General features: G+C 32.1%; 21 protein-coding genes, 3 pseudogenes and 1 riboswitch. Of the genes and pseudogenes, 4 read left to right on the top strand and 20 right to left on the bottom strand.

Annotation, left to right across the window (positions count from 1 at the left end; all coding sequences use genetic code 11):
- Positions 1-68 precede the first annotated feature (68 nt).
- Complete coding sequence (locus ACZ76X_RS00705) at positions 69-281, top strand: hypothetical protein (protein ID WP_166703903.1); 213 nt, start codon at positions 69-71, stop codon at positions 279-281.
- A 220-nt stretch (positions 282-501) separates the two neighbouring features.
- Here ACZ76X_RS00705 and ACZ76X_RS00700 read toward each other — a convergent pair whose 3' ends face one another.
- From ACZ76X_RS00700 to ACZ76X_RS00685, 4 genes are all read right to left on the bottom strand, one after another.
- The gene (locus ACZ76X_RS00700; RefSeq protein WP_479849141.1) at positions 502-705 is read right to left on the bottom strand and encodes a hypothetical protein; all 204 of its coding nucleotides are present in this window, start codon (positions 703-705) and stop codon (positions 502-504) included.
- 138 nt (positions 706-843) lie between these two features.
- Positions 844-1260, bottom strand: coding sequence for a DUF3995 domain-containing protein (locus tag ACZ76X_RS00695; RefSeq protein ID WP_479849140.1), 417 nt, complete (start codon positions 1258-1260; stop codon positions 844-846).
- A gap of 142 nt (positions 1261-1402) precedes the next feature.
- Positions 1403-2173: a DUF3959 family protein gene (locus tag ACZ76X_RS00690; protein ID WP_479849139.1), complete on the bottom strand. Its 771-nt coding sequence runs from the start codon at positions 2171-2173 to the stop codon at positions 1403-1405.
- A gap of 208 nt (positions 2174-2381) precedes the next feature.
- A complete protein-coding gene (locus tag ACZ76X_RS00685; protein WP_479849138.1) occupies positions 2382-4769 on the bottom strand; it encodes an RNaseH domain-containing protein in 2388 nt (795 codons plus the stop codon).
- Between the two features lie 517 nt (positions 4770-5286).
- Here ACZ76X_RS00685 and ACZ76X_RS00680 point away from each other — a divergent pair.
- Entirely contained in the window at positions 5287-5787 is a 501-nt protein-coding gene (locus ACZ76X_RS00680) for a YxiF family protein (protein ID WP_479849137.1), read from the top strand.
- A gap of 53 nt (positions 5788-5840) precedes the next feature.
- Here ACZ76X_RS00680 and ACZ76X_RS00675 read toward each other — a convergent pair.
- From ACZ76X_RS00675 to ACZ76X_RS00640, 8 genes and pseudogenes are all read right to left on the bottom strand, one after another.
- Positions 5841-6265 (bottom strand): annotated as a pseudogene (locus ACZ76X_RS00675) (GH25 family lysozyme); the annotation flags it as partial.
- A gap of 1 nt (position 6266) precedes the next feature.
- Positions 6267-6728, bottom strand: a complete 462-nt coding sequence (locus ACZ76X_RS00670; RefSeq protein WP_479849136.1) for a nucleoside 2-deoxyribosyltransferase — start codon at positions 6726-6728, stop codon at positions 6267-6269.
- A gap of 413 nt (positions 6729-7141) precedes the next feature.
- Entirely contained in the window at positions 7142-7441 is a 300-nt protein-coding gene (locus ACZ76X_RS00665; RefSeq protein ID WP_479849135.1) for a heterocycloanthracin/sonorensin family bacteriocin, read from the bottom strand.
- A 396-nt stretch (positions 7442-7837) separates the two neighbouring features.
- Positions 7838-8527 (bottom strand): thiaminase II, encoded by a 690-nt coding sequence (gene tenA, locus ACZ76X_RS00660; RefSeq protein WP_479849134.1) that lies wholly within the window; start codon positions 8525-8527, stop codon positions 7838-7840.
- A 123-nt stretch (positions 8528-8650) separates the two neighbouring features.
- A riboswitch (TPP riboswitch) is annotated at positions 8651-8756 on the bottom strand.
- A 74-nt stretch (positions 8757-8830) separates the two neighbouring features.
- A complete protein-coding gene (gene ddlB, locus ACZ76X_RS00655; RefSeq protein WP_479849851.1) occupies positions 8831-9745 on the bottom strand; it encodes a D-alanine--D-alanine ligase in 915 nt (304 codons plus the stop codon).
- A gap of 122 nt (positions 9746-9867) precedes the next feature.
- Complete coding sequence (gene pdxR / locus ACZ76X_RS00650; RefSeq protein WP_479849133.1) at positions 9868-11301, bottom strand: MocR-like pyridoxine biosynthesis transcription factor PdxR; 1434 nt, start codon at positions 11299-11301, stop codon at positions 9868-9870.
- Between the two features lie 216 nt (positions 11302-11517).
- On the bottom strand, positions 11518-12558 hold the full coding sequence (locus ACZ76X_RS00645) for a homoserine dehydrogenase (RefSeq protein WP_479849132.1): 1041 nt from the start codon (positions 12556-12558) through the stop codon (positions 11518-11520).
- Between the two features lie 86 nt (positions 12559-12644).
- A pseudogene (locus ACZ76X_RS00640) lies at positions 12645-12820 on the bottom strand (lipase); the annotation flags it as partial.
- 186 nt (positions 12821-13006) lie between these two features.
- Here ACZ76X_RS00640 and ACZ76X_RS00635 point away from each other — a divergent pair.
- Positions 13007-13348 (top strand): DUF3914 domain-containing protein, encoded by a 342-nt coding sequence (locus tag ACZ76X_RS00635; RefSeq protein ID WP_479849131.1) that lies wholly within the window; start codon positions 13007-13009, stop codon positions 13346-13348.
- Between the two features lie 74 nt (positions 13349-13422).
- On the opposite strand, the gene ACZ76X_RS00630 is transcribed toward ACZ76X_RS00635, so the two are convergent.
- The 6 genes and pseudogenes from ACZ76X_RS00630 to abc-f form a co-directional block, all read right to left on the bottom strand.
- A complete protein-coding gene (locus ACZ76X_RS00630; protein WP_479849130.1) occupies positions 13423-14094 on the bottom strand; it encodes a lipoprotein BA_5634 family protein in 672 nt (223 codons plus the stop codon).
- 68 nt (positions 14095-14162) lie between these two features.
- On the bottom strand, positions 14163-16097 hold the full coding sequence (locus ACZ76X_RS00625) for an ABC transporter permease (RefSeq protein WP_479849129.1): 1935 nt from the start codon (positions 16095-16097) through the stop codon (positions 14163-14165).
- Positions 16072-16842, bottom strand: a complete 771-nt coding sequence (locus ACZ76X_RS00620; RefSeq protein WP_479849128.1) for an ABC transporter ATP-binding protein — start codon at positions 16840-16842, stop codon at positions 16072-16074. The genes ACZ76X_RS00625 and ACZ76X_RS00620 overlap by 26 nt, the downstream gene beginning before the upstream one ends.
- 417 nt (positions 16843-17259) lie before the next feature.
- Positions 17260-17802, bottom strand: a complete 543-nt coding sequence (locus tag ACZ76X_RS00615; protein WP_479849127.1) for a DUF3267 domain-containing protein — start codon at positions 17800-17802, stop codon at positions 17260-17262.
- A gap of 411 nt (positions 17803-18213) precedes the next feature.
- Positions 18214-18805, bottom strand: a pseudogene (locus ACZ76X_RS00610) (GNAT family N-acetyltransferase).
- A gap of 19 nt (positions 18806-18824) precedes the next feature.
- A complete protein-coding gene (gene abc-f / locus ACZ76X_RS00605) occupies positions 18825-20453 on the bottom strand; it encodes a ribosomal protection-like ABC-F family protein (protein WP_479849126.1) in 1629 nt (542 codons plus the stop codon).
- Between the two features lie 555 nt (positions 20454-21008).
- Here abc-f and ACZ76X_RS00600 point away from each other — a divergent pair.
- A complete protein-coding gene (locus tag ACZ76X_RS00600; RefSeq protein WP_479849125.1) occupies positions 21009-21635 on the top strand; it encodes a DUF6518 family protein in 627 nt (208 codons plus the stop codon).
- A gap of 468 nt (positions 21636-22103) precedes the next feature.
- On the opposite strand, the gene ACZ76X_RS00595 is transcribed toward ACZ76X_RS00600, so the two are convergent.
- Positions 22104-23087 carry a sensor histidine kinase gene (locus tag ACZ76X_RS00595; protein WP_479849124.1) on the bottom strand — a complete coding sequence of 328 codons (984 nt, stop codon included), beginning with the start codon at positions 23085-23087 and terminating at the stop codon, positions 22104-22106.
- Positions 23084-23791, bottom strand: coding sequence for a response regulator transcription factor (locus ACZ76X_RS00590; protein WP_098669263.1), 708 nt, complete (start codon positions 23789-23791; stop codon positions 23084-23086). The genes ACZ76X_RS00595 and ACZ76X_RS00590 overlap by 4 nt, the downstream gene beginning before the upstream one ends.
- Between the last annotated feature and the right edge of the window lie 104 nt (positions 23792-23895).

The raw sequence follows: 23895 nt of genomic DNA, 5'->3' as shown, positions 1-23895 counted from the left end.
ACCTTTTGAAAATCCTATAATTTAAATGTATAATTATATAGAAAATAAAAAGTACAGGAGCTATGTTTATGGAGAAAGTATTTCCTAATTATAAACAGTATCTAAAAAATTGGAGATTTATATTTATTTGTATATTACCTACTATCGCCTTTTTATATGCTTTTGATGTCATCTTTGAATTACTATTTCATCAAGATTTCTATTTATCTAACTTAATTTTTGCTATTATTTTATTTTTAATATTTATTAACATCAAAGATATGTTTAAAATTGAAAGTTAAAGAGCTGAATAAAAACAGAGCACCCTGCAATCGGATGCTCTCATGTGATAGAGGTTTTTTCTGAGTATTAAGTAGGACACGAAGGTCTTGTCCCACTATCTAATATATGCTTGTACTTATTTTTTGTGCATGTACGAAGTATCACTATAAATTCATTGTACAATTAACATATTTATACATAAAAAAACATCCCCCGTGGATGTTTTTTATGTACCGATTTTTAAGCTTCCATAAACTTAGCTGGCACACCAATTTTTTCAACTACAGAAGATATATTAGTAGGATTAATCATTACATTTTCAATACTAACTAATTTATTTTCTAATAGTCCATTCTCTGTTGTAATAAGTTCTTTAAACCGTTCTAAAGTCATCGAAAATTTGTGTTCACTTCCGCCATTCATACTGACTTTTACATACTTCATCGTGCACCCGCCTTTCATAATAATCTATAATTCGATAAAAAGGCGCTTACTTCCTTTTATTTACTACTAGATTTTTCACTTTTACACTTGCCAATTTACATTTATATTTAATATAAAAAAGCTGCTACTATTTTTTGTTCACGTTATAATTGCGAGTAAAAATGATAAAGATAGAAATGCACAAAGTGGTATAAATAAAACAGTATCCATCCTAGCAAAATTCGTATCTTTTTCGCGTTTAAAAATACCAAAATAATGAAACTCACCAATTACTCTTATGAAAAACACAATCATACAAACCCATGATCCCATTTGAACAATAATATTAGGAAATACGAAATGAACAATATTCGTTTGTTGTAATAAAATTATCGCTGCCATACTTAGTAATAGCGCGATGAACAATGTCATTCCTGTACCTGGTGTAAACGCCTTTTCTCCAGCTTTTGTTGGAATGACACTATTTGTCGCCCACTTACCCCCGAAAGCCCAGTAAACATGTAAAAAGCTAACTAAAAATAATATACAGACAGAAATATATGTAATAATAAGCATTTTGTCCTCCCAGTATTTTATTTTAGTCCTCGATTTTAGAGTATGCTATAAATTTCACTTTAGCAATCTATTTTTAATGACATAAAAACCCCTTAATGATTTTTCTTAAAATTGATTAATCATTAAGGGGCTTTTAACTTCATTATGCATTATACCTATTTCTACGACGTTCCATCCTCGTTTGTCCTTGAGCAGTTTCCTCTTTATATTGATGCATTTGCTCTGCCATTTCATATGTTGCAGCTGGAGTTGTTTCTTCGTAATTATGCTCACGTATTTTTTCAGGCGTTTTTTGGTTTGATACTTTTCCACCAAATTTAAATAATTTTAACTTAAATTTCGGTAATCTTGGGAGTGGAATCTTAAATAAATGTTTTTTACGTTTCTTTTTTTGTTGAAATAAAGTTATATTTTCTTTATTATCCTCTTCTTTACGGTGTAATAACATAGCAATTAATCCACCTAATATAAGTCCACCAACTAGAAGCATAAGATATTTGAAATTACTTGTCATTAAACTCGACATACGTTCAAGTATAACTAACGACTGCACTTCTTTAATATCCCAAAGTAAAGCGGCCCATAATGAGAATAAACCGAAAGTAAGTCCATATGTACGAAAACGGAATAAACATGGAATTAAAGCGATACAAGCAGCAATTTTCGCATTCGCTATGATTGAACTTGTTGAAATATCTTGATGCCAAATGACTAACAGTAGTGTAATAAACGGCGCATATGCTATCCAGCTACATATGCGTGAATATATTTTTTTCGCAAAATAACTACCGAAACTAGTGAAAAATAAAAGGCCTCCAATATATAAAGATTGTTCTAGTGGGATTTGCTTCATAATTCCTGCAACTGGAAAGAGGCCGCTCAATAGCATGAATAGCACATCTAATTTCTTCACAATTCCTCATTCCTTTCAAATTTCTTTTGAATTCATTCATATTGCTTTTCCAAATGATATAGTTTTTTATTTCTAAAAAACATCTTAATCCTGTATAGAAATAAAGTAAATATGTAAAAGAGAAGATACATGACAAAAGATATCCTTATTTACATGAAAAAATGACAAATCCTGACCGATATAATGGCAAGGATTTGTCTATTATATTTCAAAGCAAAATAATGGAATCTTTCTTTTCTATTCTCACTATATCTACATCCAGTTCATCATCAAACTCTTTAAACTCTCTTGCATCTATATCCGTCATATAGCTTTTTATTACTTTCGCCATATGCATGGAATATGGCATGTGTATATTCTTTTCCAAAAGCATACTTGAATTACAGCACATGTAATGTACCATTTTGGCAATATCATTCCTTTCTACTGCTTTTACACCTATTGGTAAAATTTCAAGTATGTATCGCTGCAATGTTTCACTACCATTAAGCGAATATTCACCAGTGCTATAATACATTCCTTTTTCATCTACATATAAACTTGTACCATCCAGCATATCTTCACATTCTATTGCACCGTATTTTGGTACATCAAAAGATGTATTTATCCTAATAATATTTAAGTTTGGGACTTTTAACACATCTGGAAAAAAGTCAGGGAAAGTATCTATATCGATTTTTTGATTTTGTAACTCTTTTATCCAATGTTTTCTTACATTCGCATCTATAATGAAATATACTTGTTCATTTTTTTCTTTTGCATGTTGTAAAATTCCTGTTAATGTTTCAGAAACAAATTGTTTAAATTGAATTCCCATATCATTTCTTTTTGAAGGTTGTGGTAAAAAGGCGTTATGTTTATTTACATTTAATAATAAATGATCAATCGTTTGCCAATTTGTATTCCCATATAATTTATATGAAATTTCTTTTCCTTTTATTTGTGAAATAATAGGTAAGAAATCAAATTTCGAGATTCGTTCAATTGATAAATTAACATATGTACAAGTTAAATTTATCTTATTCCAACTACGTTTCATAAACCCTCTTTGTTCTAATAAGTTAAAAATACACTGTATAATAGTTTTACGAGATACACTTTGACCTATAAATAAATTAATAAATGCTGAAATACGGTTTGTACGCGCAAACCCTTCTCTAACAATTTGCTTTGGATCAATTTTTTCACGCCCGTCACAATTTTCCATTGCAATTAACGCCAATGTCACATTCTTGCGCTCACCTGCAGTAACATTGACCGCTTTCATAACATCCTCTACTAAATTTGATTTGTATTTCTGACAATATTGCATTCTATATGGATTTTGCAATACTTTTTCAATATTACATCTTACTATTTTTAACAATACTGGAGAATCTGCATTTAATACATACGATGACTCACCGATTTGAGCTAGCACAATTTTACTTTCAAATAACGCTTGTTCAACTTCCAACGATATTTTTTCAGACCATATTTCTAATGTTATCGTTTCTAATCCTTTTGGTGCAATTAATGGGAATAATTCATTTTCATTATTTGTTGCTACCTTTTTACATTCTGGGAGTAATGTGAAATCAGTAAATTTTTGCTGAAACCCTTTAAATAAATACTCTCTTTCCTTTACTTTTATACCAGGTTTTATTTTCGTACCTTGAACTTTATATATTCTCTCATTGTATGGAAGTAACACCCTAAGATTTTCTCCTAGCATATAATCTTTCGGATATTGAAGAATATGCTCTAATTCAACTTCTCCCCCTATATGAAAATCATCTTTTAAATTTCTAAATATCTTTATCCACTTTATACCGTTTGTAGCTTGTTGTACTTTTAGTTTTACAAACCGAACTTTTTTATTATTCGATGCAAGTTCTGGAGTAGAAATTAAAATCATGCCTCGTTTTCGTCTCAAAAGCAAAGGAATATCTGGATGGTTAGATTCTTGATAAAATCTCCGAATTCCTATTGAGACATTTAATAATGGAATATTCTCGCCTCCGCGCGTTATACATTCAAACCGATATACATAGGCAAAATAATCTTGTGTTTTTTCATCTTTAACGGGCTCTGACATAGCCTCACAAATATTTTGTGATCTAAGAGGAGAAAAATATATATCTTCTTCGTGTATGTTTTCTAACTGTAAAGGCCGTTCACAAAAAATATGTGAAATTAAAGCGGGCACCCACTTTGAATATGTTTCATTATCAAGTAATACTGTTAAATTAGAAATGAAATCGTAATGCCATTCATATTTTGGTGAATCTATTAATTTATTCGGTTTCCAATCATGAATAATCTCATACCAACTTTGAAAAATATAATCAAGTTGTTCTTTTCTAATAGGTTCTTTACATACAATCCATGGTGTATTTTCATTTAATACATATGGATTATGCTGAATAAATAATATATCAGAAAACATATCATATAATCTTTCATTCAACCGTTTCAACTTACTCGTTAATAAAAATGTCTTATAATGTATCTCTACAATATCAAGCCATTCAATAGGAAAATATATAAATGATACGCTTTCGTTTAAAAGAGGTTCTACTATATTTTCAAATGTTAACAACTTTAATTTTTCCATAAAATGATTACTTCCTTTCTTCATTTTTCTTGATCACAAAAAACTAAAGTATTATCACATAATCTAATTATTTAAAAGAATAGCAAATACCGCTTATCCGACTTATATATTAATGACATGACTCTACTAAAAGTTAAAAGAAATTATCATACATAGACCCCCTCTTTAATCGTTATTGTATTACATTCGAATTATACAATATATGTTACGTATTGTATTTGGGATTTACAATAATTTTACAAAAAATTATAAAAGAGGTATTGACCATACATATGTATATCAAAACCTCTTTTCACTATCCTATTACCTTTTTCGCCTCTGTATTCACTGGCCACTATTCTAATATTAAAAATGAAAAAGTGCATATAATTGAGCATAGAGAAGATAAAATGAGAAAAGGTTCCCATTTCCATACTGCAGATAATGAAAAAGGAAGATATAATCAAAACTATAGACATTATCCAGAAGATTTTGAAGGATACAAGAAAAAAGGAAAAAACTAAAGGTGTGAAAAATTTTGAGTAATATGAATAAAAGCCGGATCGAAATTCTAAAAATGAAAGCAAAAAGAAACGCTAGTAGAAAAGAACTGATAGACGAACTTTCTAATATTGTTACGATTTCTATGGACTCATTTATGGATGCCGAATCTAATGATTTATTTTGTAAAGAATTATTTAATACGCTAGAACAAAATTCAAACATAAAAATTTTTGGTAGCACTGATTATGAAGAAAACAGAAGACTATCAATTGCACTGTTAAAAGAAACAGCTAAAACTATTCAATTTCCACTTAATCAAGGGAGACTCTTTTTCTCTAAGGGTGGTAAAATTGAAGCAGTTAAGCTAAACATTGCTGAAGTATTCGATAATTTAGAAGAGTTATCAACCATATCAAGATTTCTAACTGGGTATACCGATTTTGTATTAGTTGGTGATGATTTAGAATTCGGCGTATGTATCGAAAGGACGGAATATCATTATGAATTCAGTATGTGGGGAATAACGAAAATCTAAATTGTGAAAACAATCCAACTTTGGATGATGTTTTGTTTAGGTGCTTGTACAACTTCTTGTGTTGCTGATTCAGTAAACCAAGACAGTGACTTATTACCTATAAGTAAATTAAGGTCACATTTACCGATTCAAGGTACATTCCCTGTTTCAGTATATTGCCAGATATCGCATGGATACGCTGGTTTGTTGCCATCATAACGAGGAATCCATACAAAGTCAGCTTTTTCATTTGTCATACCAAAAGGTGCATACATATTTTGACCAACATATAAACCAACTTTCTTAGCACCTAAATGGTATAATTTATCGATAAAAGCTTGTATCCCCGTTCTCATATCATTCATTGTTTTCACTTCTACATCTGCAACACAAACCGTAGCACTCTTATCACCCTGTCTTGCACTTCTTTCTTCGCATCAGCAATGGAAACAAAGCGCCAAAATTCATAGTTACCAAAAGGAATGTTGTGCTGCTTCAATTCACTCCAGCGGACCTTTATATGGAATACGTGGCATATTAATGAAATCATACGTGGCAATATCTTCTACATTTGTCAGATAGGCATATAAGCTTTCGACTAACATAAGATTAGGTATGCTTTCTTTTTCTTTTATCAAAATAATAGGCTTTTGAAATGCATATGCGTAACCAATTTCAAAAGCCGTACCACTATCTACACACCCATTCACGAAATCATGAATTGCCACTACTACATCCGCTCTTCTTAAATATTTTAAATCATTATGAAAAACTGCAGTTCTCCACTCCATAGATCCAAAAGTTAAATGTTCATGTTGATAGAACCTAGCTGAAAAAATATCTGCAACAAAAGGATTATTACTAAGCGCATTTTCTAGTCTCTTTACTCTGTTAAGTTGTTCATCATTAAAAAATGGACTTGCTATAAATACCCTAACAACCCTGGTATTCTTTTTCTCCATATCACCTATACATCCTTTCACTCTTATAAAATTTAAATATTTCGTATATTACATGGATAGTATCGTTAATTTTAAAAAATATGAATATCTATCCCTTCAATAAAACAAAACATTCTGTCTATAACACAAAATACAGTTTCTTATTCCCTTCATACCCTAGGGTCGAGTAGTTAGCTTTTGCTAGCTTCTCTTTAATGTATGAAAAAAAGATAAGACTCTTTAAAATGATTTTTCTTGATTTCTCAATATAAAGAGTCTTGGATTTCCGCTAACAAGCCTATATTATATGAACAAAGAGTAAGGTAAGAGTTACTCTTTTACTTGAATGATTGAATATATCCACTAGCGATGGCGCTATATTCTTTGTCGACATGTACATGTATAAAGCTAATATTTTATATGAATATTCGTAGTCAATATTCATATATTACAATAGCATCAGAAGTACCATTAAAACAATTAGAGCAACTACCACAGCTGCCACAACCTCCACAACTAAAACAACCAAAACAACCGAAGCAACCAAAACAACGGAATCCACCACAACGAAATCCGCCGCAACGACCGCCACATCCACCACAGCCGCCACAGCGACGAGCACCATCTTCAATATAGTAATATGGATATTGGTTTTGCTGGTCCCAATACACAACATTTCCAGACTGGTAATCATTAAGGCTTAACGCTTGTAGTTCTTGTTGGAATTGATTCATTTTCATGACCTCCTTTTATTAACTATAACCTTTTGACGCTTTCCTATATTTCTGTTTGTTAAATCTTAGTAGAAATAGCGCTATAAACTAAGTTCAATACGTACACCTACAAAATATGACCTATCACTAGATGATGTATCTTGTTCATGTACCTATTTTTCGGTTATTTTTCCACGGGCTCATTTTTATAAAGTGAAACTTTAATCAGTGGGGGTTTTGTTCACCCCCCACTGATTATCAGCCCTCACCAATCGGACGTTAACGGACAGCCCGACTCCCACCTAACTTCTTTGCTCCAACTGAATTTTGAGGTGGGAGTTTTACTGTCCGTTAACGCGGGATAAATTGAAAAAAGACGCACTTAGATTGATGCGCCTTTTGCAATACCTCTTGTCTTTATCCTATTACGTTTTTCTCTTCTATACTTACCGGCCACTTTTCTAATGTATAGGCCATTTCCCAAAATGAATATTCATATTGACTACTTATAATAAAATGTTGTTTCATTCGATTTCGGTCTGCCTCTGTTACTTTTTCAGCGATAGTATCTAACCGTGTAATTTGCTCTTCAACTAATGTACGGAACCAATCAGATCCGTAAGCAGAAATCCATTCGTTATAAATTGGCTCTTCTGGCTGACACTCTTTTAAACGCTCACCAATTTCATAATACAACCAATAGCAAGGTAAAATTGCTGCAATGATATCACCTAAATGTCCTTCATACGCAGCACGATACATATGTGAAGTATATGCGTATGCAGTTGGAGCAGGAATAAAATTATCTTTTTCTTCTTGTGTGATCCCTAGTTTCTTCGCAAAATTCTCATGTAAGGATAATTCCGCTTCATATGTATTTTGAGCATGGTGTGCCATACGAGCTGTCGTTTCTAATTCCAATGCTTTTGCAGCTCCTAAAGTTTGTACTCTAGCAAAGTGACTCAAATAATACGAATCTTGAAGCACATAATAGCGAAAACTAGCTAAATCTAACGTTCCTTCACCAAGTTTTTTTACAAAAGGATGATGAAAACTAGCTTCCCAAATTGAGTCTACTTCTTTACGTAATGATTGTGAAAAAGTCATTTAAATCCCTCCAATTATGTATGAAATTTAAGTATTTACCCACCATTATTATATCTGTAAAACAAAAAAACTTTCTTTACAGGCGTAAAGAAAGTGAAAGTGACAGTTTTTATTCATAAAATAGCAATGTCTTTCCCACTTCCCTACGCTGGCATTAACCAGATCAGGTACTAAGAGTCTCAAATTCCAATTTGATCTCAGCCTATAATAGGCCCCCCTAGTGGATAAAATATTTAATTTTCGTATTGTATTCATCATAACATACTTCATGTAACTGTCAAAAATCATTTATGATACCGCTACTTAAAAGCCTTCTTCTTTTCTTACTCTTAATGAAGTTTCAATAATCATATCTAATAGTTTACTATATTCAATTCCCGCTGCAGCTGCACTTTTTGGTAGTAAACTCGCTTGCGTCATCCCTGGTAATGTATTAATCTCCATTACATATGGAATACCATCCTTCACCATCATATCCACCCTTGCATAAACGCTGCACTTTAATGCTTTATAGCAAGCCAGTGAAGCTTTGTTTACACGTTCCTTCAGTTCAGCTGGAAGTTCGATAACTTCTTCAATTGTACTAGCAGCATCATATTTCGCATTGTAATCAAAGAACTCAGCCGCATGTCGAATTGAAATGATAGGTAATTGTTTTCCATCAAAAATGGAACATGTAATCTCGTCACCTTTTATATATTTCTCTATTACTACCTCCGAATCCCATTCAAATACAGTTTCCAGAATTGAAATTAATTCGTCTTTATTATAGACAATCTTTACCCCGACACTTGAGCCACCAGAGTTTGGTTTTACCACTAACGGAAATCCTAACTGATTTAGTTCATCAACATTTAGATCCTCCATTTTTGTAAGTTCAATCCAATCAGGTGTTTCTATACCTTCATAACGTAAAATCTTTTTCGAAATATTTTTGTCCATACATATACCGCTAGATAACATATTGCTTCCGCTATAAGGAATACCTAAACTTTCAAGTGTCCCTTGAACAGTTCCATCTTCTCCGTATTTTCCGTGTAATGCGAGTAATGCAAAATCAATGTCTTTCGCTTTTTCGATTAAATCCATTTTTTCATTTAACGTAATCGGTACGATTTCATATTTATTTTCATCTAAATTTGCAATCATTTCATTTCCAGTCATAATTGATACTTGTTTTTCAGAGGATACTCCCCCCATAATAACGCCAATTCTCATTTCCTCAACTCCAAATTTCATTTTTTTATCCCGCATTAACAGGCAGTAAGACCCCCACCTCAAAATTCAGCGGAAGCAATGCAGTTAGGTGTGGGATGAACACCCCCCCACTGATTAAAGCTTCACTTTATTGTATCACCGATTATTTTGATTCCCCGAACTATTTCTTCTTCTTTCAAACGTGAAAATCCTAATCGAAACGTGTTCGCTCCTCCTCCATCAGAGTAAAAAACATCTCCAGGAGAAAATGTAACCCCTTGCTCATAACACTTTTGCAAAAGTGTGCGGGCATGAATTTTTTCTTCTAATTCTATAAATAAATGAAGTCCACCATCACCGGTCATTCTTTGAAACGGAATGTACTCGTTACACGCCCCAACAGCTAACTCATATTTTTTCTTATAAACAGACCTTGCCTTTTTTAAATATTTTTCAAAATATCCTTCATGTAAATATTGAAAAAGAACAGCTTGATCTAAAGTAGATGTGTGAATTGTTCTTGCTCTTTTTACACTTTCTAAATAATGAATCAGTTCTTTATCGCCAATAATCCAGCCTACACGTAAACCAGGGAAAAGTACTTTCGAAAAGCTACTAATATAAATCACATTATTACCTGCACCAGCAAAAGTTAATAATGGTGCTAAATGTGAACCTGAATAACGTAACTCTTCATTAAACCCATCTTCTATAATAGGAACCTTATATTTTGAAAATAATCTCATCAGTTCCGTTCTTTTCTCCGAACTCGTGACAATACCGGTTGGATTATGATATGAAGGAATTAAATACGCGAAATCAAAATCCTTTTCACGTAAACTTTTTTCCACTTCGTTCGTATCAATGCCATCTTCATTCATACTCATTCCATGAACTTCAAGTCCATGTAAGCGGAAAAGCTTGAGTGCAGCATGATGAGTCGGATTCTCACAAATAACCCGCCCTGATTTTTTGGATAACGAGGATAGTACAATGTCTAATCCTTCTGTAAATCCATTTGTAATTAAAATGTCTTTGTTCGAAATATCTACACCTTTCATTTCCATATAATGAAGTAGATAATTCATTAACGGTTTATAACCTTTTGCATATCCGTAATTTAATACGACATCACCTTCAATGGACATACGAGTAAGAAAAGCTCTTTTGAAATTTTCCACATCAAATAGCTTTTCGTCTGGAGCAATGCTATTAAAAACAATCATTCCCTTTTCCCAGCGAACACCATGTTTCATTAAATCTAATTCATCCGCTAATAAGGTAACTGTATTAAGTTTATTTTTCCAATCTATTTCAACAGACGAAGTGTTTGAAATATCAACCTTCGCAACAAAATTCCCTTTTCCTTTAACTGCATAAATGAGTCCTTCTTGTTCTAAATCCGCATAAGCAGCGAGCACCGTATTTCTGCTCACACTTAGTAATTCACTAAGTTCCCTCGTCGAAGGAATTTTTTGATCCCCGAGCAAATGCCCTTTCATAATCATCTTTTTTAAATAATCTTTCAATTGAATATAAACGGGACGTTCTTTCACAACTTTAAAATCTTTAAACAATTCCTTACCCCCTGCAATCATTTTTGCATAATTATTTCATTCTCAAAAGGTCCACTACATATGTATTTTTTATAAAGGGCGGTACGGTCATATAAAGTGAAACTTTAATCAGTGGGGGTTTTGTTCATCCCCCACTGATTATTAGCCCTCACCAATCGGACGTTTACTGTCCGTTAACGCGGGATAAAGTGAAATATTAATTAATGGGTAATTTTACTACCTGTTAATACGTGATAAATCTTTACGGTATAAATTAATTATATCTTTTAAAGCCGCTGCTGCGGCTCCGCGTGGATTTGATGCACCACCAATTGTAGTAACTTGCCCCATCATATCTGTAAAGAACGTAATTCCTTTTTCTGTACCATTTACATTTGCTAGCGGATGATCCTTATCTATTTCGTACGGTTCTACTTTAAGAGCCACTTTACCATCCTGATCCTTATACGCTGAAGCTATTAATTTAATAAATTTATTTTGTTCCTTAGCATGTCGAATTTCTTGTTTTGTAACATGTTCAATTCCTTTTATATGTATATCAGTAAGCGTATGCTCTGTTCCCATTAAACTGTTTGTCAAAAGTAACAATTTACACGCACTATCAGAGCCGCTTACATCTAATGTTGGGTTCGTTTCAGCAATTCCTTTACGTTGCGCTTCTTTCAGTGCTTCTTCAAACGTAACATCTTCCTCATTCATTTTCGTAAGAATATAATTTGTTGTCCCGTTTAATATTCCTTCTATTTTTTCAATATGGCAACCAGCTAGACTAAATTGCCCAATATCAAGTGTCGGTAATGCGGCCGCAGTTGCACCACTATATCGGATTTGTACATTTGCGATTTTTGCTGCTTCATTTATTTCTCTCCAGTTTGTAACGAGTGCTCCTTTTGAAATTGCTACTATATCCATCTGTTTTTCAATTGCTTGTATTATATATTGTTTTCCTGGATTTCCATCTTTAAGATTTGTAACTGTTGATTCTACTAGCACAGTACCAATTATGTTATCTGTTGCTCGTTCCTCTGGATGATGTTCAATATATTTTTCAATTGCAGAGCTACCGCCACCATATCTTAATAAATGAGGAATAGATAATCCATCTTCATTATGTATTGCAACATTTCTGCCTAATACACCGCTTACCACTAAATCTATTCCATACGTTTCATTTATATATAAGTATTTTTCATTTAATAATTTTATAAACTCTTTTCCTACTGTTCCATATCCTGATAATACAACTTTAATTTTCATAATATCCCCCATATTTTTCTACCATATCCCTCTTTCAATATAATATAAAGCGCCCTCGAATTCCATCGAGAGCGCTTTATTATTACCTATTTCGGTAATCTTAATAACTTTTCTGCAATTGTTCTATAAAAGCCTTGAATGCTAGAAAAAACTAACGTATCTGAAACACTAAGTCCTACCATATCGAGATGGTCCCAATCTGTAAAGGCTTATTACTATTTATAATAGCATTAGATGAGGGCGCAACCATAGAATTTGTATTTTATATACATTGTATATAGAAAACATGCACAAATGTTGATAAATATTAATTCAAGTGAGGAATTACTTTTTATAATACAACTTGTAAATCTGATTATTTAAATTTATAATTGAAGATAGTTTTCTCATGTTACATAGCTTTAATAATTACAAGAAAACTAATTTTATTACTTAAGGAGGAAAAGACATGCAAATCGGATTAAATATTCATACATTATCTCAACCTACTAAAATAACTTCATCTAATCTTGAGCATAATACGATCTCTTCCACTAAACTTGAAGATAAAAAATCAAATGATCCCATCAAATTTGATATTCGTTCATCTGAAAAAGAGATGAAACAACCTGAGCATAAATTTAATGAATTAGATTTATGGAAGATGCTAAAAGATAAAGGTGTTCCTTTATGGATTATACTTGAAATGCTACAAAAGGCTCGTAAAGAAAAAGAAGCACAAAATAATTCAGTTCAAAATTCAAATGCGATTGAAGAAACGAGTGGGACTCGATTAAATGAAGTAATGTAATCTATGTTATATGAATGCTCTAAACTAAAAAGAGTTCAAGGTTGATAAAATTTCTATCAACCTCGAGCTCTTTTTTAAGATTTTTCTCCAATCGTTACAAATTGAACTGATACCTCACCCTTATAACCTTCAATCAACTTTCTTACTTTTACATATTCATTAGTCAATGTATTATCTGTCGACATTTTAGGTTTTTCGTCACCTAAAGATTTTTTCAGATGAAGAAGTTGTATTTTTGTTTCATTTGCTTTTATTTCATTATATACATTATTTTCCGCCACAATTACATACGATAGTAGTCCATAGTTTCGATTATTACCAAGCCAAGCATCCCTATCATATGTAACTGGTATCGCTTTTCCTTCTATTTCAATACTTTTTATATTCTTTTCTTCTTCATTTATAAATAGTAGTGAACTTTCTTTTGGAAAATTCGGCAACGTATCTAAAGGTTTGGAAAGAGATGATTGATCTCTTTCACGAAAAATTTTTGCTTTAATCATCGCTTTTGCAGTAGATTCATTTAATATTAAAACCCTCTTTTTGTCAAATCTACCTGTTTTCACAGAAAAAACTTCATGTTCTTTCGTGTTTTCCTTATAACGATTTATAATAGTTAAAGTATTGTCCTCATCTCCAATAACTAGTACGCCGTTTGCTGGAAATCTGTTTTCATTTTTAGAGCATGCACTTACACTTATTAACAATAATATACTTAATATGAAAATAGATATTGTTTTTTTCATCACAGTTCCTTTCATAACCAAAATTGTTTTTTTACATGCTTTTCTGCAATCTTACTTCCTCATAATCTCTATTGCTCCATAGTTTTATAAAGCTTTTGTAAATAGCGCCAACGAGTTATATAGAAATATAAAACTTGTATACAAATAAATGAAATTAGAATTACGATAGAACTATTTAAAATAGAAAAATCGACCAATTGTTGCAATGCCATATAAGCAACCACTGTGTGAATTACTGCAATGATAATCGGTAAGAAGAACATTAATACTAACTGTCTCGTTACAACTTTCTTCAACTCTCGTTTACTTAATCCCATTTTTGAAATCATTTTATACTGCTGTTGATCACGGTCCAAATCAGTATATAACCGGAAGTAAATAAAACTAGCAGCAAAAGTAAAGAAGACGATTCCAACTAAAACACTTGCCATAAGTAATAATCCATTCGTTTGTTTTGCACTTAACAACTCTATAGTTAGAGCTCTAAATTCAAAATGTATGTCTCTAGGCTCTTTTTCGAATATATTATTTAATTGATTTGAAATTTCTTTCGTTTTTATCCAATCATCAACAACAAATCCATACGTTCGATATTGAATTATATTTTCATAATCCGGACTACTATTAAGTGGAATTTCATCATACACATGATCTTGAATAGCAATATAAATCCCTTGCGTATCATGTGGCAAAACTAAGTTATCTACAGTTTTTTTCACATGAAATGTCTTTGTCCACTCTCCTTGAATGACCTCAATATCCTTTTTATAATCACCATTTTTAAATTCCTGTTTTTGTGATACCATTCCTGGGATTAATAACATTTCATCTTCTTTTTCAATTGTTTCTTGTTGATAACCGAGTGCTCTCGCAAGTTCGTTATATTCACTTAGTTTCATTACATATACATTACTTTCAGTGTATATGTATGAAGATGAAGCCATTCGATATGGAATATTAGCATCAGCAAAATGTTTTTTTATTGTAGAGAGATGTTTATCCGCTATTTTGTTTTTTTCAGGAGCTACATATAGCAATGTATACGGGTTTGTCATCCTTACCAAATCTTTATTTCCAAGAGCAGCTGTCGTGCCAATTGCTGTAAAAGCAACCGCTGAAATAATAGATACTATAAAAAACATTGTTGCATTATCTTTCATACGATAAATTAATTCTGAAAATGTTAATATATTGGTTCTTTTAAAAAAGAAAGATTCACTCCTTTTCGCAAGATGCAATATATAAACGCTACACTGTGTAAATAAAAAGTATGTACCTATAATTACTAAGAGCACACCCATTCCAAGCGTAATAAAACTATAACTTGGGATAAAGCGGAATACTAAAATATATCCATACCCTATACTAAACAAAGAGAAAATTGATAATAAAATTGACGATTTCGGTTCAGGCTTTGGCTTTTCACCTGCTTGCATAAGTTCCACAAGTTCGGTTACTTTAATTGTTTTAAATGTAACTAACGAAACGATTAAAAATAAGAAAAGAAACGTAATAACTGTTAATAATACAGCCTGTACTGGTATATAAAAAGGTAAGCCGTTACTAATCATTAATATACTGGCACTTATTAATAAAACTAGTTTAGAAAATATAAGTCCAATAAGAACCCCTATACAAATTGAACCGAGTCCAATTAACATATTTTCAATTAACAATAACTTCTTAAGCTGTCTCATTGACATACCTTGCATCATTAAAATGCCAAATTCTTTCTTACGCGTTTTTAAAAACGAGCTCACTGAATATAGAATGAAGAAGAATGAAAATACACAAATCAAACCTTGCGAAACTTTAAATCCTAATGTACCAAATGTACTTATTGTTGAGCTTGTCGATTTCAATTCCCCCTGTAAATCAGGATGGAATAATAAAAGAGCATACGTAAAGAAAATCATTATAGAAAATGCACTGCTTAAAAAATGAGCAGCATATGTACGCTTATTACGAAAGATATTATTAAATGCGAACTGACGAAAAGTCATGCCTTTTCCCTCCTAACAAAGAAAGGACATCCATAATCTTTTGATAAAAGGTTTGCCGACTTTCACCACGATAAATTTCGTTATATAGTTGACCATCTTTAATGAAAATTACTCGGCTGCAAAAACTAGCTGCATACGGATCATGTGTAACTAACATCATCGTTGCCTTTTCTTCCTTGTTAAGCGTATCGAGCATCTCCATTACATCATTTGAAGATTTAGAGTCTAAATTCCCTGTAGGTTCATCTGCAAGTAATAATTGCGGCTTATGAACGATCGCACGAGCGATTGCTGTTCTTTGAGCTTGTCCCCCTGATATTTCAAATGTTCTTTTATTCAATATATCTGTTATATTTAATTTCGCTGCAATTTCTTCTACTCGTTTATTCATTTCTTGCACAGAAACACCATCTAATGTCATCGGCAATACGATATTTTCCTTCACTGTAAGCGTACTAAGTAAATTAAATGATTGGAATACAAATCCTAATTGTTTTCTACGGAATAAAGCTAAATCTTCAGATGATAAGTGGAAAGGGTTTGTACCATTTATTACTATTTCTCCCGATGTTGGAGAGTCGATAGTAGATACCATATTTAATAACGTTGTTTTCCCGCTACCTGATGGTCCCATGATTCCTATAAATTCACCTTCTTTAATTGATAAATCAATATCTACTAATGCTTTAAAAGGGATTTTCCCTTTATATACTTTACTAATATTTTTCGCATGTAAAATTTCCATTTCTATTCTCCCTTCATTTGCACTTCTCACAATAGAGTGTAAATGAATTGTCTTATAACTCATATTGATTCATCTTTCATTTATCTTACACGCTTGTAAGATTTCTAAAAAAACTGATAACATAACTATTTTCAAACTAAAAGTAACACATAACTATCTTATAATAATTGTATAGTGGCAAGAAATACAATGTATATCATATTATTATATAAAGTGAAACTTTAATCAGTGGGGGTTTTCTCCATCCCCCACTGATTATTAGCTCTCACCAATCGGACTTTTATGGGCAGTTGATCCCTCACCTTACTTCTTTGCTTTCGCTGCATTTTGAGGTGGGGGTCTTACTGCCCATTAAAGCGGGATAAAAGGGAAAAGACCGATAGCTTTATCGGTCTTTTCCTTCCCAAAGTTATATTTTCAAATAATATCTTTGGTTGAAATGTTTTTGGGATACTCTTTTTTAGTCTCATTCACTTTAAAGTAACCTCTACAAAAAAATGAGTTCTTCGGTTTAATCGCAATTAAAAATGAATTGTATATATCTGAAGCGGAAATTATTGCATTTATCCAACATACAAACAATAAGATTGATTTAATATTTCCCGATACATACAATGATATAATGGCTGGAACGACCGATAAAACAATAATAGGCAAGCTCATAAAAATCCAAAATCTCGTTTTGGATAAGATTGCATTTGTATTTAACCAAAAAAATATTCCACTACAAGTTAAGCTAATATCCCCCATTTTATTTATAACAATAATGTGTAGATATTCATGAATGATGAAGACTAAAAAACCTAAAATAATGAGATAAAATATATTAATATGAGTAAAACTTGCTCCAAAATAATACGGTATTAGAAAAAGAACGATTTGAAGTACATACACAAACTTCATATAATGTTTTCGGTGCCAATCATTTTGTATAAAAGGAGTCCATTCTAACAAATCCATACTTATTTGTGGTAAGTGACGAAACCAAATGATAATACGCTTCCCCCCTCATTTAATACTATTTCATATTTTCAAACATGCAATCCACTAACACTCAACCCTTAATTTTAAATGCAAATCTTTGCTGTCTTCACTTTTTCCGTTCATTCTTCTACTAAAGACTTAAGTGATTCATATGTAGGATGATTGGAGTAAGAAATTAGAGTTTTCATAGATATATACATTCGACAAAATTTTCCAAACACCTTTTAGATATACTGTTATGAAATAGTTCTCGCATATACAACTTGCTGCATTTGTTTTTGGTGAAAAACACATCCATAATCTACACTTCAATATGGTTAACTAGTACTTTAGAATGCAAAAAAGCTTAGAGTTTTAGCTCTAAGCTTTTTTGCATTCTCGCTCCCTTTAAAGAGCACTAATTTTTATCCATTCAGATTTACTCAATACATAATGATTATAAATTTGGTTGTCTATCGCCTGTTGACTCAAATAAGCAAACCCGCATTTTTCAATAACTTTATTTGACGGTACGTTATTAATTAATGCAATTACATTAAGAACATCTACATTTGTATTTTCAAACAAATAGCCAATCAAGCCTTTTGTCGCTTTCGTTGCATATCCATTATTATGATATTCACTTGAAACAGCATACATAATTTCTCTGTTCGGTGCAGGGAGTTCATCTTTCATACCTATGCAGCACCATCCAACAAATTCATTAGTCGATTTCTTAAATATTCCTAGCTTTAATATATGGTCATCTATGTTATTCATAATTCTTACGGCATTAAGAAACACTTTGTTTGCATGTATTTCATAATTTGTAACCCAATTAACTCGTTGTTCTTTCGTTGATTTCCAGTCCGGTAAAAACTTTTCTATCTCTGGTTGATTGGATATTTTATAAATACTCTCTGCATCTTTAGCCGTAAACTCTTGTAGGTATATCACCACAATCTATTCTAAATAACTTAGTCAAACTCTCTGCTCCCATATTGATCCCCTTCCTTACGTTAAAGCGCCTTAATCTGCTTCGTAAGTTCCATAAACCGTTCATCTAGTTCTTTATATTCTTTGTCTTTAGAAGTTAAAAAGCTTAATTTCCCTAATACTTCTTGTCTCTCTGTTTCTAACGTTAAACGTAGCTCTTCCATTCCATCTCTTGTTTTCGTAGGTTCTTCGAGCTGCTTTTGTATCGTATTGTTTACAAACATGAGTTTTGCGTTGGTTGTCTTCTCCAGAAAATATCGATCGTGAGAAACGATAACGAGTGTTCCATTATACTCAGCTAATGTATTTTCAAGCTGTTCACGTGATGGCAGATCAAGGTGATTCGTCGGTTCATCTAAAATAAGTACATCTTTTTCATCTAAAATATAAGCCATTAGCTTACATTTCACTCGTTCCCCCATACTCATATACTCAATCGGCTCTTTCCATTGAGAAGCTTGAAAACCTAAATGTTTCATTAAATTTTGGACTTTTCCTCTTTCTTCGAATGTCTCTTTATAAAATAAATCTTCTGGTGTTTTATCCAGCGGTAAATCAAATACTTCTTGAGTTAAATAACCGATGTTTGCTGAAGGTGAAATCCATACTTCTCCTTCAGCAGTTTCTGTTCCCATAATCATCTTCAGTAACGTTGTTTTCCCACTACCATTCGGACCAATAATCGCAACCTTCTCACCGTGCTGAATTGTAAAATTAACGTTTTCAAATAATGTTCGTTTATTAAATTCTTTCCGTAATTGTTTTACTTCTAAGAAACGTTTTCCTACTTTTTTACTCGCTTGAATAGAAAATTCAACTGAATAATCTTCTTTCACACGTTCAACTTTCGTTTTCTCCAACTCTTTTTCAAGACGTTTTCGTTTCGATTTAACTTGCGCGTCCATTCGCTTCGCCTTTACACGATAAAACTCTTTCACACCTTCTTGTTTTGTAGACTGCGCATGTGCCTTTTGTGACCATGAACTTAATTCTTTTATATGCGTTTCTACTTGTTCTATCTTCTTTTGTTGTTTTTCATATTCGCGCTGTTGCGTCATTCTTTTATGCTCACGTGCTTTCATATAACTCGTGTAATTCCCGCTATGGTCAATTAATTTCTTATCCTCAATCGACCATATTCTACTTGCGACAACATCTAAAAAATATCGATCATGCGATACGACGATTACTGTACCTTTCATATTTTTGATTTGTTTAATGAGAAATTCCGTACTCATCTCATCTAGATGATTTGTCGGTTCGTCTAATATTAAGACATTAGGATTTTCAGCAAACCCCTTTGCTAATCGAACTTTCAGCTTTTCACCACCACTTAAAGTAAGAAAATCGTTCGTTGGTACGCCCCATTTCGCAAGAAGTTCTGCTTCCTTTGCAATCATATCCTTGCTAACGAAAGATTCTTTTTCTTGTTCAACATATGCAGTTGTCATATTCATTTGCATCCATTCAACAGTACCTTTTGATGGTTCAATCTTCCCATTTATTAATTGAAGTAACGTTGATTTACCAGCTCCATTTTTGCCGATTAACCCAATAACGTCCCCTTGTCTTACTGTCACATTCATCTTCTCTAACAAAGTATTTTCTTTTATTTCCACATAAACATCATTTAATTTTAATAGTTCTTTCATAATACCAATCCCTTTCATAAAGGGAGAATAAAAAAATCCTCCCAAATAAATTTGGCAGGATTAGTCGTTAAAATATTTATACCCAAATAAGCTATTGCACAACATAAATAGCAATACCGTTGTATGGAAATTGGGCAGACTAATCCTATTTTTTAGAAATTGAAATGTATTGAATTTCAACATTTAAAAATAAGATTAGTTAATCATCGTCCACCCATCATTCCTTTCCGTCGTTAGTAACCATATTGTACCATACTACTACTGTATGAGTAAATGCAATTATATGTGCTGGAATAATGATCGCTTTATTTATCATTTCTTAACATCATATTAAACAATCATACATTACGTTTGTTGTACTACTTCCCTTAGATTCCCCTAATAATAAACTTCTACGCACTACTTCTTATATAATTTTTATATAAATTTATAATTAATTATATTTTATTCGTTATCCAACAATAACTTATTGTTTATCGATAATTTTTTATTGATTAATCCTCTGCAATAAGCTATTATATGTTTATAAAAAATATTAATGTAAGGATTGAATTTATGGACAGGACATTAGAAATTACAAAGTTAAATATGTTTGTAAGGATTGTTCTCCTCCCGATTATAATAGGGATTATTGTTGGTATACTAACTAAATTGGGGCAAGGTATACTTCCAGGACATTGGAATTCATTAGCTAACCTAGGAAGCGTTTGGTTAGTTCCATCCTTTTTCGTGGCTAGCTTGAGTTATTCTAAACGTACAGCTATACTTTCTGGCATCCTTGCACTATTCGGTATGGTATTAGGCTACTATGGTTATGCAATGGTTATTAAAAATGTAGCTCACTCTATTTATTTTATATCTGTATGGATTGTGTGTGCATGTATAGGAGGAACTATCTTTGGAATGGCAGGTTTTCTATGGAAAGATACTACAAATCCACTTCATAAATTCGGAAGCGCGCTTATTAGTGGAGTTTTTGTAACGGATGGACTTCACATTCTTTTACATTTTGAAGACTATAATCACATGTTACCTGTTGGATATACGGAAGTGATAGTCGGGATTATCTTGATTCTTGTATTAGAACGCTCTAATGCTAATCGAATTTCTTCTTTCTTAATGATGGTTCCTATCACTATTTTAGGATTAATTGGATATAAATTATTAAGTTTGTTTGCTTAATTACAATACTGTATCATGAAAAAACAAAAGACTAATTCTATTATAATCCACAAAACATATCACGAATTCGAACATTATACTTATTAAAGTTGATATACTTATTCATATGGTGGATTCATGAAGCTATCCTTTCAAAGGGGTGGCTTTTTCTTACAGAAATATGTATCAGCTTTTTATTAAATACTTCTAATTTAACGATCGTATTTATTAGTGTGTCATTATATATACTAATATGATTTTTCACCATTTCAGATAATTGCTATAAAGTGAAACTTTAATCAGTGGGGGTTTTGTTCATCCCCCACTGATTATCAGCCCTCACCAATCGGACGTTTACGGACAGCCCGACTCCCACCTAACTTCTTTGCACCAACTGAATTTTGAGGTGGGAGTTTTACTGTCCGTTAACGCGGGATAAAATAAGGCTAAAAAACTTATCTCCAAAGTTCTTTAGCCTCGATCACTTATTTACACATTAAAAAATATAATTCGTACAACAGTACCTTTACCAACTTCTGAATGAATTTCTACACGATGTCCTAATTGTTTCGTAATTTCATATACAAGATATAGTCCCATTCCAGTTGATTCTTTAAAATCTCTACCATTTTCCCCTGTAAAGAAAGGTTTAAATACTCTAGGTAAATCTTGCTTCGGTATCCCTACGCCATTATCGGTAATTTCAAGTATAACGTTATTATCTTCCTTACAAGCTTTCACTTTAATCTTCTCTCGACTACCAGCTGAATATTTAATCGCGTTCGATAGTATTTGTCCAATTAAAAATTGTAACCATTTCGCATCACTTTCTACAATGATGTCCTTATCGATTTTAAGCTCTGGATACACAAAATTTCGGATAAAGAAGCGTTTATGTTCATGTACAGAATCATTTACTATTTTATGTAGCTGTACTTTTTCCACATAAAAATCTTGCGTAAATGCTTCTAAACGTGCGACATATAGAGCCATCTCTAATCCCTTTTTTAGCCTATCTGTTTCCTCATTAATACTTTCAAAACGCGGATCGATTTCATCTTGTGTAATTAATTCTATTACAGATAAAGGGGTTTTCATTTGATGTATCCACTGGTTCATAAAGGTTAAATGATCATTATTTTTTCTCTCTTGTATCTGAAGTTGATTTTGATAATGGCGATACTGTACCTCAAGCAAGTCTTGAAGCGCAGTAGATAAAACTGCAAAATCTGATTTTTGAACAGAATCATCCAAGGAATGCATGGGATTTGCTAATCTTTCATAGAACGTACGATGAGTAAAGTAACGGAATACTAAATAACCTACCATAAAAAAGACACCTAAAAACATTGCATATAATGCCGTTGCAATATGGTTATACCCATCAAACCAATATACAAGAAATATGGCTAGTAGCTGGATTACTGTAAAACAAATAAGTGGTATATGATCACGAATAAATAATTTTATCATTTCTCTATACCATTATCCCAAGTTATATGTAATCTATAACCGACACTGCGAATCGTTTCAATTGCATCTTCAATCTGCAATGTTTTTAACTTTTTACGCACACGAGTTGTATTTACACTTAATGTATTATCATCAACATAAGATTCGCTATCCCATAATTTATTTAATAACACTTCTCTACCCACAACACGCGGATAATTTTGCATTAACATCTCTAATAAAATAGCTTCATTTCTCGTTATATCAATCTCTTGATTTTTAAGCTTCAACACAAGCCTTTCCGGATATAAACAAAGACCATGTTGCTCGACCATCCGTTCTTCTACTTTCGGTGCATAATCTCCGTAAGCACGTCTTAAATGACTACGAATTTTCGCCATTACAACTTCGTAATGGAATGGCTTTGAAATAAAATCATCGCCGCCGTTTTCTAGCGCCATAACTTGATCCATCGTGCCTTCACGAGCCGAAATAAATAATATCGGACATGTAGAAACTCCGCGAATTTGACGACACCAATAGTAGCCATCAAAACTTGGTAAATTAATATCTAATAAAACTAACTCTGGTTGTTCTTCTAAAAAAATGTTTAATACATTTTGAAAATCCGATACAATAATTCCTTCATACCCGTATTTCGCGACATGTGTTGATAATAGTTCAGCAATTTTCATATCGTCTTCTACAATCATAATTTTAACCATGTGTTTACTCCTTTTTTGATCCACAATCTTATATTCAATTATATAAAATAAATACTACCTTTTTTTATATAATCCGTAAATCAAAAAAGGATACTTTTATACAA

This window comes from Bacillus sp. BC05(2025) (assembly GCF_056725905.1).
Note: the sequence above shows the minus strand (reverse complement) of the source record. Positions and strands in the feature narration are given on the sequence as shown.

Excerpts from the sequence above, each read along its gene's own strand:
- ACZ76X_RS00705 (WP_166703903.1), top strand. The coding sequence starts at position 69 with ATGGAGAAAGTATTTCCTAATTATAAACAGTATCTAAAAAATTGGAGA.
- ACZ76X_RS00700 (WP_479849141.1), bottom strand. The coding sequence starts at position 705 with ATGAAGTATGTAAAAGTCAGTATGAATGGCGGAAGTGAACACAAATTT.
- ACZ76X_RS00695 (WP_479849140.1), bottom strand. The coding sequence starts at position 1,260 with ATGCTTATTATTACATATATTTCTGTCTGTATATTATTTTTAGTTAGC.
- ACZ76X_RS00685 (WP_479849138.1), bottom strand. The coding sequence starts at position 4,769 with ATGGAAAAATTAAAGTTGTTAACATTTGAAAATATAGTAGAACCTCTT.
- ACZ76X_RS00670 (WP_479849136.1), bottom strand. The coding sequence starts at position 6,728 with ATGGAGAAAAAGAATACCAGGGTTGTTAGGGTATTTATAGCAAGTCCA.
- ACZ76X_RS00665 (WP_479849135.1), bottom strand. The coding sequence starts at position 7,441 with ATGAATCAATTCCAACAAGAACTACAAGCGTTAAGCCTTAATGATTAC.
- tenA (WP_479849134.1), bottom strand. The coding sequence starts at position 8,527 with ATGACTTTTTCACAATCATTACGTAAAGAAGTAGACTCAATTTGGGAA.
- ddlB (WP_479849851.1), bottom strand. The coding sequence starts at position 9,745 with ATGAGAATTGGCGTTATTATGGGGGGAGTATCCTCTGAAAAACAAGTA.
- ACZ76X_RS00645 (WP_479849132.1), bottom strand. The coding sequence starts at position 12,558 with ATGAAAATTAAAGTTGTATTATCAGGATATGGAACAGTAGGAAAAGAG.
- ACZ76X_RS00635 (WP_479849131.1), top strand. The coding sequence starts at position 13,007 with ATGCAAATCGGATTAAATATTCATACATTATCTCAACCTACTAAAATA.
- ACZ76X_RS00630 (WP_479849130.1), bottom strand. The coding sequence starts at position 14,094 with ATGAAAAAAACAATATCTATTTTCATATTAAGTATATTATTGTTAATA.
- ACZ76X_RS00625 (WP_479849129.1), bottom strand. The coding sequence starts at position 16,097 with ATGACTTTTCGTCAGTTCGCATTTAATAATATCTTTCGTAATAAGCGT.
- ACZ76X_RS00620 (WP_479849128.1), bottom strand. The coding sequence starts at position 16,842 with ATGGAAATTTTACATGCGAAAAATATTAGTAAAGTATATAAAGGGAAA.
- ACZ76X_RS00615 (WP_479849127.1), bottom strand. The coding sequence starts at position 17,802 with ATGGATTTGTTAGAATGGACTCCTTTTATACAAAATGATTGGCACCGA.
- abc-f (WP_479849126.1), bottom strand. The coding sequence starts at position 20,453 with ATGAAAGAACTATTAAAATTAAATGATGTTTATGTGGAAATAAAAGAA.
- ACZ76X_RS00600 (WP_479849125.1), top strand. The coding sequence starts at position 21,009 with ATGGACAGGACATTAGAAATTACAAAGTTAAATATGTTTGTAAGGATT.
- ACZ76X_RS00595 (WP_479849124.1), bottom strand. The coding sequence starts at position 23,087 with ATGATAAAATTATTTATTCGTGATCATATACCACTTATTTGTTTTACA.
- ACZ76X_RS00590 (WP_098669263.1), bottom strand. The coding sequence starts at position 23,791 with ATGGTTAAAATTATGATTGTAGAAGACGATATGAAAATTGCTGAACTA.